Source organism: Rubritalea profundi (genome assembly GCF_002954445.1).
Taxonomy (GTDB): Bacteria; Verrucomicrobiota; Verrucomicrobiia; order Verrucomicrobiales; family Akkermansiaceae; genus Rubritalea; species Rubritalea profundi.
This window is the reverse complement of sequence record NZ_MQWA01000001.1, coordinates 3718059-3731542: the sequence shown is the minus strand read 5'-3', so window position 1 is coordinate 3731542 and position 13484 is coordinate 3718059. Positions and strand designations below refer to the sequence as shown.

The 13484-nt window shown below is 47.5% G+C and carries 10 protein-coding genes; 5 read left to right on the top strand and 5 right to left on the bottom strand.

Going from position 1 to position 13484, the window contains the following annotated elements:
* Nucleotide 1 precedes the first annotated feature (1 nt).
* The gene (locus BSZ32_RS16315; protein WP_105044400.1) at nucleotides 2–850 is read left to right on the top strand and encodes a CPBP family intramembrane glutamic endopeptidase; all 849 of its coding nucleotides are present in this window, start codon (nucleotides 2–4) and stop codon (nucleotides 848–850) included.
* Nucleotides 847–1737 (top strand): thiamine-phosphate kinase, encoded by an 891-nt coding sequence (locus tag BSZ32_RS16310; RefSeq protein WP_105044399.1) that lies wholly within the window; start codon nucleotides 847–849, stop codon nucleotides 1735–1737. The genes BSZ32_RS16315 and BSZ32_RS16310 overlap by 4 nt, the downstream gene beginning before the upstream one ends.
* Before the next feature lie 94 nt (nucleotides 1738–1831).
* Here BSZ32_RS16310 and BSZ32_RS16305 read toward each other — a convergent pair whose 3' ends face one another.
* Both BSZ32_RS16305 and BSZ32_RS16295 read right to left on the bottom strand, forming a co-directional pair.
* A complete protein-coding gene (locus BSZ32_RS16305) occupies nucleotides 1832–3370 on the bottom strand; it encodes a YifB family Mg chelatase-like AAA ATPase (protein WP_105044887.1) in 1539 nt (512 codons plus the stop codon).
* A gap of 516 nt (nucleotides 3371–3886) precedes the next feature.
* Nucleotides 3887–5257 carry a mechanosensitive ion channel family protein gene (locus tag BSZ32_RS16295; protein WP_105044397.1) on the bottom strand — a complete coding sequence of 457 codons (1371 nt, stop codon included), beginning with the start codon at nucleotides 5255–5257 and terminating at the stop codon, nucleotides 3887–3889.
* Nucleotides 5258–5485: 228 nt separating this feature from the next.
* Here BSZ32_RS16295 and BSZ32_RS16290 point away from each other — a divergent pair, with 228 nt between their 5' ends.
* Nucleotides 5486–6244, top strand: coding sequence for a hypothetical protein (locus BSZ32_RS16290; RefSeq protein WP_105044396.1), 759 nt, complete (start codon nucleotides 5486–5488; stop codon nucleotides 6242–6244).
* Here the strand turns inward: BSZ32_RS16290 and BSZ32_RS16285 are convergent.
* Entirely contained in the window at nucleotides 6235–8787 is a 2553-nt protein-coding gene (locus BSZ32_RS16285; protein ID WP_105044395.1) for an MFS transporter, read from the bottom strand. The genes BSZ32_RS16290 and BSZ32_RS16285 overlap by 10 nt on opposite strands.
* 138 nt (nucleotides 8788–8925) lie before the next feature.
* Here BSZ32_RS16285 and BSZ32_RS16280 point away from each other — a divergent pair, with 138 nt between their 5' ends.
* Nucleotides 8926–9261 (top strand): SWIM zinc finger family protein, encoded by a 336-nt coding sequence (locus BSZ32_RS16280; protein ID WP_105044394.1) that lies wholly within the window; start codon nucleotides 8926–8928, stop codon nucleotides 9259–9261.
* Between the two features lie 81 nt (nucleotides 9262–9342).
* Entirely contained in the window at nucleotides 9343–11715 is a 2373-nt protein-coding gene (gene ligA / locus BSZ32_RS16275; RefSeq protein WP_105044393.1) for an NAD-dependent DNA ligase LigA, read from the top strand.
* Here the strand turns inward: ligA and BSZ32_RS16270 are convergent.
* Complete coding sequence (locus BSZ32_RS16270; RefSeq protein WP_105044392.1) at nucleotides 11691–12665, bottom strand: FAD:protein FMN transferase; 975 nt, start codon at nucleotides 12663–12665, stop codon at nucleotides 11691–11693. The two genes, ligA and BSZ32_RS16270, sit on opposite strands and share 25 nt — an antisense overlap.
* A 3-nt stretch (nucleotides 12666–12668) precedes the next feature.
* Nucleotides 12669–13481: a PepSY domain-containing protein gene (locus BSZ32_RS16265; protein WP_105044391.1), complete on the bottom strand. Its 813-nt coding sequence runs from the start codon at nucleotides 13479–13481 to the stop codon at nucleotides 12669–12671.
* Nucleotides 13482–13484 lie beyond the last annotated feature (3 nt).

Sequence of the window (13484 nt, the reverse complement as noted above, 5' to 3'; positions counted from 1 at the left end):
AATGAACTTACTCGCACTCAGCCAAGGGGAATTCGGTCACATCATCCTGCAAGATATTGCGCTCATCTGTGTGATTGCCGTCGTCCTTGCTGGCTTGATCCACGGCCGGCTGCGCAAGGCCTCGCCGAACCTACAGTGGAATCAGATAGGCAAGGTGAGTACCGTGGGACTGGGGCCAGCGGACATCGTGGGCTGCCTGTTAGTTACCCTACCCTTCTCTCTTTCATTAGTTTTGCCGTATCAAGACCCTAGCGGCACTGACCTTACCCCCATGATGCTAATCGCCAATTTTGCGATTATCTCCTTAATGGCTGGCATCGTATTAGTGATCTATCAACAGCGAGGCCTACTCCCAGACGCCCTCGGGCTACACCCAAGGCATCCTGTGCAAGTGATCACGTGGACTGTGGTTGCCTACATCGCCGTCTATATTCTCAGTATAGCTCTGTCATATCTAGGCATAGAAGAATGGTTAAGTGCTCGTCTTGGCGAACAACAGAACCAACAGATCGTCGACGAAATGATCGCTAGCCAGGAAAACCAAAAACTCCTTATCATGATACTCGGAGCCTGCGTCATTGCTCCCATTGCTGAAGAAATCGTATTCCGAGGCTACCTCTATCCTGTTATTAAGCGCTACACCGAGCCCGTTGTCGCCGCCATCTTTACAGGCGTTATTTTTGGAGCCATCCATGGCCAAATCTGGGCAGTCATCCCCCTCTCACTGTTCGGCATCCTACTCGCTATTCTTTATGAAAAAAGCGGTAGCATCTGGGCCTGCATCCTCTGCCATGGTCTGTTCAACACCATCAATGTCTTCTTCATGCTCACAATGGGTGACCAACTATGAAGCTCGGCGACAGCTCTGAAGACCAGCTCATTAGTCGTGTCACTCGCCGCCTAGTGCAGCAAGAGGATGTGCTCGTTGGACCTGGAGATGATTGCGCTGTAATCACCCTCCCAAGCGGCGATCTCCAACTGCTAAAGACGGACTGCGTAGTAGAAGGTGTTCACTTTTATCCCAACGAAAGTGGCGAGCGTGTCGGCTGGAAAGCGATCGCCCGCGTCGTCAGTGACATCGCAGCCATGGGCGGCACACCCCACGCCTTTGTCGTCACACTCGTGCTCACTCCTGACACAACAGTCGACTGGTTAGACGCCCTTTATGTTGGCATGCAAAAATGCGCTGACGCCTTCCAACTCTCTATCGTCGGTGGAGAAACCTCATCCGCACCCACTGGCTCAGCCAATGTCATTTCAGTAGCCGCCACTGGACACGTACAAGCCAGCAAACTCGTATTGCGCAGTACATGCAATGTTGCCGACGCGATTTACCTCACCGGAAAACTAGGCGGCTCCCTCGTAGGCAAGCACCTCGACTTTATACCAAGATTACAGCCGGCCCAGTGGCTAGTAGAAAACTGTAAACCCAGCGCCATGATGGACCTCTCCGATGGCTTAGCCAAAGATCTTCCTCGTATGGCAAAGCTCAGCGATGTCAGCTACGAGGTAGATCTGTCTTCTATCCCTTGCTCTAAAAACTGCACTATCAACCAAGCCCTCAGCGATGGCGAAGACTACGAACTACTTTTCACAGTCTCGCCAGACATGGTGGAGCGCCTTGGCTCGGATTGGCCCTCCTCTTTTCCACCGCTAGCCCGCATAGGAATCGTCAAAGAACCCTCTATTCCCCCCACTAAGCTCGATGGTGGTTGGGAACACTTTAGTAGGCCTTAGACCTTTGATCGGTGGCAAAAAGTTACGGGGAGATGCCTCATTAGAGCACCTAAAATACTCCATTTCATCTGACTGTTAAAAAAACATACAAGCATCACATCATCAATTTACGATCAAGAGTTCTGTATTGAACAGCCTCCATAACGTGGTGGACTGCGATACTTTCGACCCCTTCTAGGTCTGCCAGCGTTCTAGCCACCTTGAGAATTCTGTCATGTGCGCGGGCTGAGAAATTCAGCTCACTCATCGTTTGCTCTAGATAATTGGATGTTTCTTCGTCAATTCCACAATATTCCTCCATCAATCGACTAGGAAGCATGCTATTCGAATAAATGCTATCGTGTTCAGCATAGCGCGATTGCTGCCGCTGACGTGCACTTACCACCCGTTTCTTCACCTCTTCAGAACGCTCACCTCCATCGCCGCTACGGAGTTCCCTATATTCGATCATTGGAACTTCTACATGGATATCTATCCTATCTAGTAACGGACCGCTTATCCTCTGTCGGTATTTCTCGATTTGAGGGGGGGAGCAACGACATTCACGTTTGAGGTCACCGTAGTAGCCGCACGGGCAAGGATTAAGCGCAGCGACTAACATGCAATTACATGGAAATGTGACTGATCCAGCAGCACGAGAAATACATACTTCTCTATCCTCCAGCGGTTGGCGCAACACTTCGAGGGTTTGACGTCTAAATTCAGGTAGTTCATCAAGAAATAGCACGCCATTATGCGCCAGACTTACTTCACCAGGCCTCGGGTTCGTCCCGCCTCCTAACAAACCTGCATCAGAAATGGTGTGGTGAGGTGATCTATAAGGTCTTGAAACAATGAAAGATCCCGTTCCGTTGAGTTTTCCAGATACTGAATGAATCTTGGTCGTCTCTATCGCTTCACCAATATTCATGTCAGGAAGAATGGTGGCGATGCGTTTGGCTATCATCGATTTGCCAGTTCCAGGAGGCCCAACCATAAGAATGTTGTGGCCCCCTGCTGCAGCGACTTCGAGTGCGCGTTTGACCTGATGTTGTCCCTTCACATCGCACAAATCATCGAGTGTACGCAGGTGTCCCTTCATAAAAGCATCTCGATCTATCGACAATGGAGGCTGAAGGAGGTCTCCAGTAATGAGCAACCATGCTTGGTGTAAGCTATCTACTCCATACACTTCAACCCCCTCCACAACCGCAGCCTCTTCAGCATTCATAGTCGGCACGATGAGTCTAGTGCGCCCACATTTTTTAGCTTCTAACGCAATAGATATCACCCCTTTCACTGAACGCACAGCACCATCTAGAGCAAGTTCACCCACAATACAATATCGATCAAAAAAGGAGATCTCTTTCTCCATACCAACAGCAGCCATCGCCAAAGCTATTGGCAGGTCAAAACTGGGACCTTCTTTCTTTAAATCAGCCGGAGCTAAATTCACTGTGTTGATTCCCTTGCCAAAGAGTAATCCACTATTATCAATGGCGCTAAGCACCCTCTGCGAACTCTCCCTCACTGCGGCATCGGGTAAACCAACCAATGACATGCTGAATTTATCGCGCTTGATATGATTCACCTCCACATCCACCTCTATCGCATCCACACCTGATAAGGCCGCCGAAAAAACTCGCACTAACATAACAAGCAACCTAACAGGAAGATTAGGAGTAAGCAAGTTAGTTGTATCGTATTTCACACTACGCGACGAACTTTAAGGTGGAAGCCAGCATATTTAACCCGTTGACGAAACATCGGAATTCTTCGGCTAGAAGGTGAAGGTACCTTTTCACAGCATGGAGCTTGCCTGCCACAGCCTCTGCCGCAGGAGAGGGCACCATGACTGAGGAGAAACGCTGATTTATCAAGAAAGCGCGCCGCAGCCACTTATTCAGCGAAGCACATCTTCCTAAAAGTCCCAAAAACACCATTTGTCAATTTTGATTCACTAAGTGGCATAACCACTCAAATGGTAATATTTGTGAAAATAACAATCGAGGCACTAAGAGCATTCCTCATCTGAAAGCTTATTAATCAGAGCATTACTACGAGCCATACGCCACATGCCACGCGCCACGCGCCAGAGCAAGTGTCGCAATAATTGGCAACCCTTAACAGATCGACAGCTCAGGAGACGATTATATGACCAGCAATCTAATCAATCAGCAAAACGAGTGGAACTCAGATCCAAGCCACTAGGACGCTGGAAAAGTCGAAGACCGAACTCCGGAGTAATTGCCATGAGGTGGTCAAAAATATCACTCTGAATCCCCTCAAAATTCACCCACGCATTATCATTGCTGAATGCATAGATCTCGATAGGTAAGCCATTATCACCCGGTGAGAGATGGCGCACGAGAATTGTTTCTGCTTCATCGATATTTGGATGACTCTTGAGGTACTCAACAACGTAAGCTCGGAAGGTTCCAATATTGGTAAGAGCTCTGGCGTTGACTAGCTCGTGTGAAGTAACCCCCTGTTCTGTATTCCAAGCTGTAATTTCAGCTTCTTTTGAAATGATATAGTCCTTCAGCAATGTGATCTGACGCATTTTTTCAATTTCCTCTGGCTTGAGTACTCTGACCGACTGCATATCGAAATGCATCGCACGCTTCATGCGGCGCACACCACTCTCGCTCATGCCACTCCAGTTTTTGAAGCTATCTGAGATCAATGCATAGGTAGGGACTGTGGTGACCGTCTTGTCCCAGTTACAAACCTTGACCGTCGTGAGAGCCACTTCTTCCACCTCTCCGTCGGCACCAAACTTAGGCATCTCGATCCAGTCACCGACCGACACCATCTGATTTGCAGAAAGCTGAATACCTGCGACTAATCCCAAAATAGCGTCTTTAAAAATCAACATGAGAATTGCTGTCGCAGCGCCCAGTCCTGAGAATATAAACAATGGCGACTTACCCATCACACTAGAGATGATAAAGATCAGGCTTACTGTGAAGATTACCACTTTGATCACCTGCAAGAAACTCTTCAAAGGCAACTTCTTCGACACTTCATAGCGATTGTAGATTCTCTCTATGATGTTCAATACCGACATCAAGGAAAACATGATTAACACGATAGCGGTGACCTGTGAGACAATAAGTAAGATTTCCCCGATTCCTACAATTATTGAGTTCTGTTTATCGGCTCCAAATGCATCTCCATCAAAAACAAGAAGCGCTGTTTCCAAAACAATAGCCACAGGCACTAAGAGTGACACCCAGGTGAAAAGTTTCGATTTGAGTAACTCGTCATCCCAATTGTTTGGAGTGGCTCTTACGATCTTAGCTACTGCACCATAAATGATTTTACGTGTGATGAAATAGGCTGCTACTGCAACCGCTAAAACAATCGCAAACAATACAAAATTGACTACTAGCTGCTGAGCAAGCCCAATGTCCGAATTACCCCCAAAGATCAAATCAAGAATTTTATAGTGCCAGTCATGCACAGCTAATTCCTCAACTTGAGCCACAGTAAGGCCTTCAACTTCAGTAACTGGGGTATTCAACTCACTTATTTTCATACCATGGAATTACCCGCCAACTGCTAGATTATCAAGTGCTATGTGATAAAGCTGTCGCTTATGCCACCTAGCACTTCAAAAGAAACCAATGTTCGATTTGATGTCTTAATGCTGTTTATGCTTCACATTTATGTGGAAACTGGGCGATTCGTTTCTTTTGAAGTGCTAAGTGGTATTAGATGAGCTTGCAATCGAGCTAAACCAGCAGCAAGTTCCATCCACACTCCGATGAAAACCTTTCTACTTCACTTCCTAATCCTCATTTTTAGCCTCGTTTTACTCACAGGCTGTAAAATCGATGGTGAAGAAGAAATAACGATCAACAGTGATGGTTCGGGAGACATCCGAGTCCATTTCATCCTACCCTATAAAGCGTTCTCAAGAAAAGATGCCGTTGAAGTTAATTCATTGCTCGGTGAGATCGCAGCGAGGCACCGAGGAATTTCCATCATTGAGAACAACTCATGCGCCCATGGGAATTATTGCCAAGCACTCAAACTCCATATTCGTTTCGACTCAGCATTCGATTTAGAACGGATCGTCCTCTCAGAACAAGCCTACTTTGATGATCAAGATGACTCATCTGAAGCTAACGAAGAAAGTCTCGAAATGATATGCGCGCTGCTAGGTAATATTGATGCGGGCATCAATGTCGGAGGGATAGACTACCACCGTGAGCTCGACCTCAGCCCTTTATTTAAGGGTAAGATCAAAAATGGGGCTATTCTTGGCGACGCTGAATTTCGCTATATTCTCAATACCCCGATGGCTCCAGACTCCCATAATGCAGACACTTTCGATTCATCATCAAGTAGCCTCGTCTGGACGATCCCGCTCAAAACGTATTTTAACAACCCCTTCACCCTGCAGGCTAGCTATGCAGGTAGTGAGTTTTGCTTCATCTGGGCAATAAGCCTTCTATTAGGAATTGCTGTTCTCGCTTGGTTCTACGTTCGGTTTAGACGGCGCGGCAAAACTCACAGGTAGAGGAAACCTTCTACATCCATTGTCGCACGAGTCTCGACTTGGTTGTCACCATCGACACCAAACACGATGCTTGAAATCTTTAAGTGCTCGAAATCTCCATCTTCGTAGGCGAAACCAGGTAGTAGCCTGCCCACACTGCCCTCTTTCCATCCCGCTTGAAATTGATTGGTTGTCGTCACAGCATTCGGGTGCTCCGTAGACAAGGCAATGACTTTCCCATTCAGAACACCTACAGGGTAACAAGGAACGTCGGCATCATGGTCTAGCAGGCCTCCGGTGTGATAGAATATCCCCTCATTCGGGTGAAGCTTTGCCACCTTAAGCCGCAAACTCTCTCCACCGATATACGCCTCCACTGGGAAGGTCAGATTCCATTCTTCTAAGTGGCTCACCGATGTGTATTCGTCCGCTAAAAGCACTCGGACCTGATGCACCAGAGGTAAACCAATGGCAAAAATCAGCGCTGTTTCATCCTTTGAATCGACAACAATGACACCTCGTTTGCTAAACGCCGGACTTTCAGCGACCTGGAGCGCATTGGTAATCAAAGCGCGCTGCTGTCCGTCATTCATCGCCTTCACTTCATCTAACATTGCGGTAAAAGCGTTCTTATCTCCATCGAGCAACTCAAACTTCTTAGCTAATAGTCGCGATGGATGAACCAAAATATCACGCATTTCTATAGATTCCGACGAGAGTTGGTGGAGAGCTTTCCTCACAGCCACTGAACTCGCAATGCGGGGCAAGATTGGCTCCCCCCACGCAACCGTCACACCATAAGGAACACTATAGGGAATCTTCTTAAACATCCGGCCACGTTCGTAAGAAAAAATTGACCCCCAAAGGCCATCCATATAAACTGGCATCACTGGACATTTTGCTTTGCGGGCAATCATTTCAAAACCTCGCTTCAGCTCATTCATAGCACCACTGCGAGTCAATTGCCCCTCAGGGAAAATACAAACAACCGAGCCCTCAGCAACAGCTTCAGCGGCAATAGCTATCGCCTCTTTTGCCTTGTGGGCAGAAATCGGAACGGTGTCGAAAAGTTTCACGAAATGCCGCAAAATCCCATCCTTCTCAAAGTAGCTATCGTGCATCAAAAAACGAATCGGCCGTGGGCTTGCAGCGGTGAGGATAAAGGCATCGATATAGGTCACATGGTTTGGCACTAACAAAACTCCCCCGGACTCTGGCATACGCTCTGCATGCAGCACCTTCTGACGGTAAAAAATACGCAACACACTCAACATAGTGAAACGGATAAAGTGCTGAGGTAGCAGCTTGGTAGAAAAACCTGTGACGATCAAACATAGAGCCGCCATGCTGAGAAACTGCCCCGCCATGCTGACCCCTAGCTTACTCAGCAACAACTGGAAAGCCACCGCTCCAGCTCCAGCCAAACAATCCAGTAAGTTTAAACCAGCCAATATGCGTCCACGCTTATTCGGATCACAAACATCCTGGAAGTGGGCATTCAAGGGCACCAAGAAGATAGCGGCCCCAGCACCAGTGAAGATCATCCAGATTTTAAGCCAAATAGAATCCAGCGGACTCATCGCCATCAACACACACCCTAGAAATGTCAATAAACAGCCAATCGGAACTAATCCTAATTCAATATTTCGGCGACAACTAAGAGAGCCAATCACCCCACCAAGCACAATACCTCCACTAGCTGCAGCTAGGAACCAAGCCATTTCAGAGCCAAACCCCTGACCTCCACCAGTCAGTTCCTCGGCCAACTGTACAGCTGCTAGGTTTATAAAACCGCCAAAGAACCAAAAGAACGACACGCCAAGCCCAGCCCACTTCAACCTTCTATCTTTAAATAAATCTCCTAGCTGCCCAACATGCTCCCAAAGAATTTTAGCCTTAAATGGTCTAGACGAGGGCGACGGGTAGTACTTCAAGGACCACGAAAACAACACAGCGGGGATGGCCATTACGGTGATAATCATCAGAGGAGTCAATGCTGCGTCCCAACCATCTTGAGAAACAGCCAAACGGCTATCGAACCAAAATCCACTCACAATCTGGCCCACACAGATAGCCAGCACAGAAGCCATCTCTAACACCCCACTGGCGAAACCCAGTCGCTCGCTTCCGACCATTTCCTTGACCAAGCCCTTCTTCGCAGGACTCAACAATGTCGACTGAACCGCGAGCAAGAAGAAACCAAAGATTCCAATGCTCAAATTCTGAAGAAAGACAGAGAATGTGATCATTACCAAAACCACCAACTGCAACACCATCCCAGCACGCAGAACCCATGTCTTACTAAAACGATCCGAAAGCCAGCCAGCTAAAGGTGAGAGCAAGATAAACGGAGCTACAATCAAGGCTCCCAAAATATATTTCATATTACCTCCACCCCCAGCACCACTTTGGATTACCAACCAGGCGGCCAGCGGGATTAGGAAAAATTGAGCAGCCTTATCATTGAACGCATTTTGAGCCGCCAGCCCAACCATTGTCCAAAAGGATCGTTCATCTCGCTTGCTTGCTATGTGGTGATCTTCTCGTTCGCGTGGGTTTTGCATGACTCGTGCAAGCTATCTCATATTCTCTAGCAGATGGAAATCGATAAAACTCCACTTATTATCATTTTTGGTGATAGACCTATCAAGTCATTGCTTTCTGATTGAAATTTCCACTTTGCTCAGTCACAAATTCCCCTTATGGAAAAGATCACATTTGAAGTATTAGGCTCTTCTCCTGAACCATACACTGTGCGTTTTATTAAGAATTCACCCAGTGAGTTGTCAGCATTCTGTTCGTGCCGAGCTGGTGAAAACGGTCAACACTGCAAGCACCGCATCATGATTCTTCAGGGTGATAAAAAATCAATAGTTAGCGACAATTCTGTAGAGGTCGCAACTGTGGAATCATGGTTTAAAGGTTCCAATATTGAGAAAAAGTTACAATCTGTGCATGATCTCGAATTTCAACAAAAGAAATTGAAAACTCTTCTAGCAGTAGCCAAGAAAGACTTGGCCAACAGCATGCGAAGCTAACTCCTTGTGGATCCTTTCAAATTGTAATTTTTTGAATCTTACCAGTTGCATCTGTCGATTGGACTCTTCACAAGTATTCCCATGGACGAACTCGACCTCTTCGCATCAATCTCACAAGAAACCCCGCCAAACTCCCCTGCAGAGCGGATGGTTCAGCTAGCGAACGAACTCGATAGGCACAATGCCCTCTATTACCAAGAGGCGCAACCAGAAGTCTCCGACTCCGAGTATGATTCGCTCTACCGTGAGCTCGAAAACCTTGAAAAATCCCACCCGCAGTTCGTTGATCCGAACTCGCCGACACTCCGTGTTGGTGGAGCACCTCTCGATTCCTTTGAAAACATCGAGCACCTCGTCCCCATGCTTTCGATCGATGACGTGTTCGAATTCTCAGAAAAACAAATACAAGACAGTGAAAATGATGAAAAAAGACGTCTTAAACTTGAAGCTGAGAGGAAGTCTAAATATTTAGCTAATCCAAAAAATAAAATAGAAAATTTCACACCAAGATTGAATCTCGTTTATGAATATTTTAAAACGCTCGATGAAACTTTAACCAGTCTATCTAAGCCTACAGAAGAGCTCATCACCTTCTACCAAAGACTGCAGAAAAACCTCGGAACGACGACTATCCCAGTAATTATTGAACCAAAACTCGATGGAGTCGCCGTGACACTAGTTTATCGTAATGGCTCACTAGACTATGCAGCCACTCGCGGCGATGGCAAGCGCGGCGATGTGGTCACCGACAATGTCCGCACAATCAATTCGATCCCACTCAAACTTGGCTCAACCGCACCAGCGCTGCTCGAGGTCCGTGGTGAGATCTTTATGCCGAAGAGTGGCTTTGCCAAAATGAATGAAGACCGCGATGCCGAAGGCCTACCTAGCTTCGCCAACCCGCGCAATGCCACCGCCGGCACCATCAAGCTGCTCGACTCACGTGAAGTCGCCAAACGACCACTTGACTTCCTCGCCCACGGACTCGGCGCTTACGATGGTCCAGGTCTCCCCACGGAGGACGACTTTCATAAGCTGCTAGATACGCTAAATATTCCGCGCAATACTCCAGTCCAAGTGGCCGACACCCTTGATGGACTGATCTCCGCTGTAAACCACCTCAACACACTTCGCCACAACCTAGACTACGCGACTGATGGAGCAGTGGTTAAAGTGATTGATCGCGCCACCCGCGAGGCACTAGGATTCACCTCTAGAGCTCCGCGCTGGGCTGCAGCTTACAAGTTTCTACCAGAACAAGCTGAAACCACCATCAACTCGGTCACTATCCAAGTCGGCCGCACAGGCGTCCTCACTCCAGTAGCAGAGCTCACTCCTGTTTTGGTTTCAGGAACCACAGTCTCACGCGCCACACTCCACAACCAAGAGGAAATCGAGCGCAAGGATATCCATATTGGCGACACAGTCATCATCGAAAAGGCCGGTGAAATCATCCCAGCCGTGGTGAAAGTCATTAAAGAAAAACGCCCGACTGGAGCCACGCCATACTCTCTCTTTGATGCCGTCAATGGAATCTGCCCGTCGTGCTCCTCCCCTATTTCCCAAGAAAAAGGCATGGTCGCATGGCGCTGCACTAACTTCATCTGCCCAGCCCAGGCAATCACAAGTATCAAACAATTCGCCTCGCGCAAGGCTCTCGATATCGATGGACTCGGCACCTCAGTAGCTGAAGCCGTTGTGCATACTGGGCTAGTCAAAACCCCGCTCGACCTGTTCGATCTCGACCTCATCACCTTTAGCGAACTCAACCTTGGCACCAAGTTCGAACCTAGAATCTTTGGCGAAAAGCGCGCTACCAAGGTACTAGAATCACTCAATCAAGCGAAATCAAAGCCTCTCCACCTCTGGCTCTATGCTATGGGTATTAGAAACATAGGTGAGTCTGCAGCTCAGGAAATGGCAAGACTCCACCCATCTCTCGCTGAAATTCCAGACAGCTCAGTCATAGCCGCTCTGGCAGATCTTCCAGACTTTGAAGAACTCAGTATATCTAAACGGAAAAAGGAAAACCACCCGCTTCTATCGGAATACCAAATTGATGACAATTTGGGTCCAGTTGCGGCAGCATCCATTCGCGGCTTCTTCCAGTCTGAGGCAGGCAAGCACGTGCTCCACAAACTCGCTAGCTTAGGAATTCAGCCACGATCAGAAAACTACGCACCAAAGCCTTCAGAGGTAGACACCAGTGCGCTCATTTTCAGTGGAAAAACATTTGTCATCACAGGCGCACTAAGCAAACCAAGACCAGCATTCAAAAAACAAATCGAATCGCTCGGCGGCAAAGTCTCTGGCTCGATCTCAAAAAACACCGACTACTTGTTAGCTGGTGAAAAAGCTGGATCAAAAGCTGAAAAAGCCGAGCAGCTCGGGGTCAAAGTTCTCGATGAAGCAGCATTCAATGCCGAACTTCAAGCGCGCTCAAAAACGAGCTGATTCTTCTGCCAAACTTTGACTACTCCAACTTTATTGAGTGTCAGAGAATCGTAGAGTTGTTCCCATTGCGATTTATTGGCAACAGCAAATGCTGTGGCGAAGGCGTCTGCTACAGTCGCACCCTCACTACTCACCACAGCGACTACTCGATCATGCTGTAATACCTCGCCCGTGAGCGGATTGACTAACTTTCGCGATGTGTCGTGTGTAGAAACAGCCAGCCCAGCATCGGCAAACTCCATGGTGCCTACGAGATCTACCTCTTCACCATGAGGGGTTCCCATCACAGCAAGCGACCAATCTCGTCCTTCTGGATGTTTGCCAATAGCATAGGATTCCCCTAGATGTAAAAGTGCGTTAGTCATCCCTAATTCCCTAGCTGCCTGAGCTACTTTGTCAGTCAAAAAACCCTGAACCAGGGCGTTGAAACTTACCTCTGTTAGTCTATTCGTGAGCTTTATACTCTCTCCATCGAATTGAATGAAATCGAGCGATGCAGCTTGAACTCGTTGCTTCCAGTTAGTTGAAAATGGTTTACTCTCTATAGCATTCCACGCGCCATGGATTGCTGGCTGACAAAGTCCCGAAGTCCGCTCAACCAGTTTCTTTGAGATAACAAATAACTCTGTGAATATTTTCGAAGGATTACTTAACGCGCGACCACTATTGAGCCTACTTAACTCGGATGAATCACTATAGAGACTGAATGCCGATTCCAATTCTTGGATCGTTTGCTCAATCATAGCATGGATCTGTGGTAAGCAATTCTTATCCACATTATACCACTCCGCACTCATTTCGATACCGAAACCAATTCCAGACCAATAGCTATCAACTCTCTCGCTCTCGGTAAATAACTGAGCTTCATCTGACTTTCTACAATGAGAAAAGAGCAACGCTAGACTGGCAGTGCTAGCACTCTTTAGAAAACTGCGTCGAGTTGTCTTCATTACTTAGCCTCGACGGTTCGTACGGTACTGTAAGATTATACCTGTAGCGATCAACCAAAGAGTGCACAGAACAACAAAGTCATAAAAGTAAGCTGCGAAGCTACCCAAGAAATTTCCTGCGTGAAGGTCTAGCACGAAACGTGAAAGTGAAACCCCACCACCAGACCAACGAGATCTGAGTGCTTCTTTTAAATCACCATCCTCCAGTGGCTGTAATCTGATAGGCGTGACGGTCTCGCTAATAGCGGAAAACTCTATCCAGTCAGCATCCGCTACGTGCCAACTATCTGAAGAGCGAAGCGCCATTTTCCCATCAAAAATTCCAGCTTCCAACAAAGGGATAGATGGTAATGAAAGCTCATCTAATTTTTCAATGACACTTCCTTCAAAATCAACTCGAAGAACTGTACTATCACTCACAATCGCCATCCCATCTCCCATGGGCAACGCGGTAATAATCTCACCTTCGAGGTCAAGAGGTCGTTGGTCAAAAAACACCACTCCATCCCAAGATGTAATAGAGTGCCCGTGCAAAACCAATGATTCAGCGCCACCTGCTGGGGTCATGCCGTATGCTGAAAGTATGAGTGGGGATTCTAACTCCACAGAGTCCAAACCGAAGTCTTCAGAATGATTGAGTACCAGCCCTGTCAGTAAAACCCACACAAGGGGAAGAGCAGAAATCATGCCTAATAACCGATGCAATGATCTAGATTTGCGTTTCTTACGCTTTGGCTTACGAACTACATCACACACAACAGAACACCCCACTTGAAATGAGGCTGCACTTCCTGATGTTGTGTCTGAGTCGGACATCCG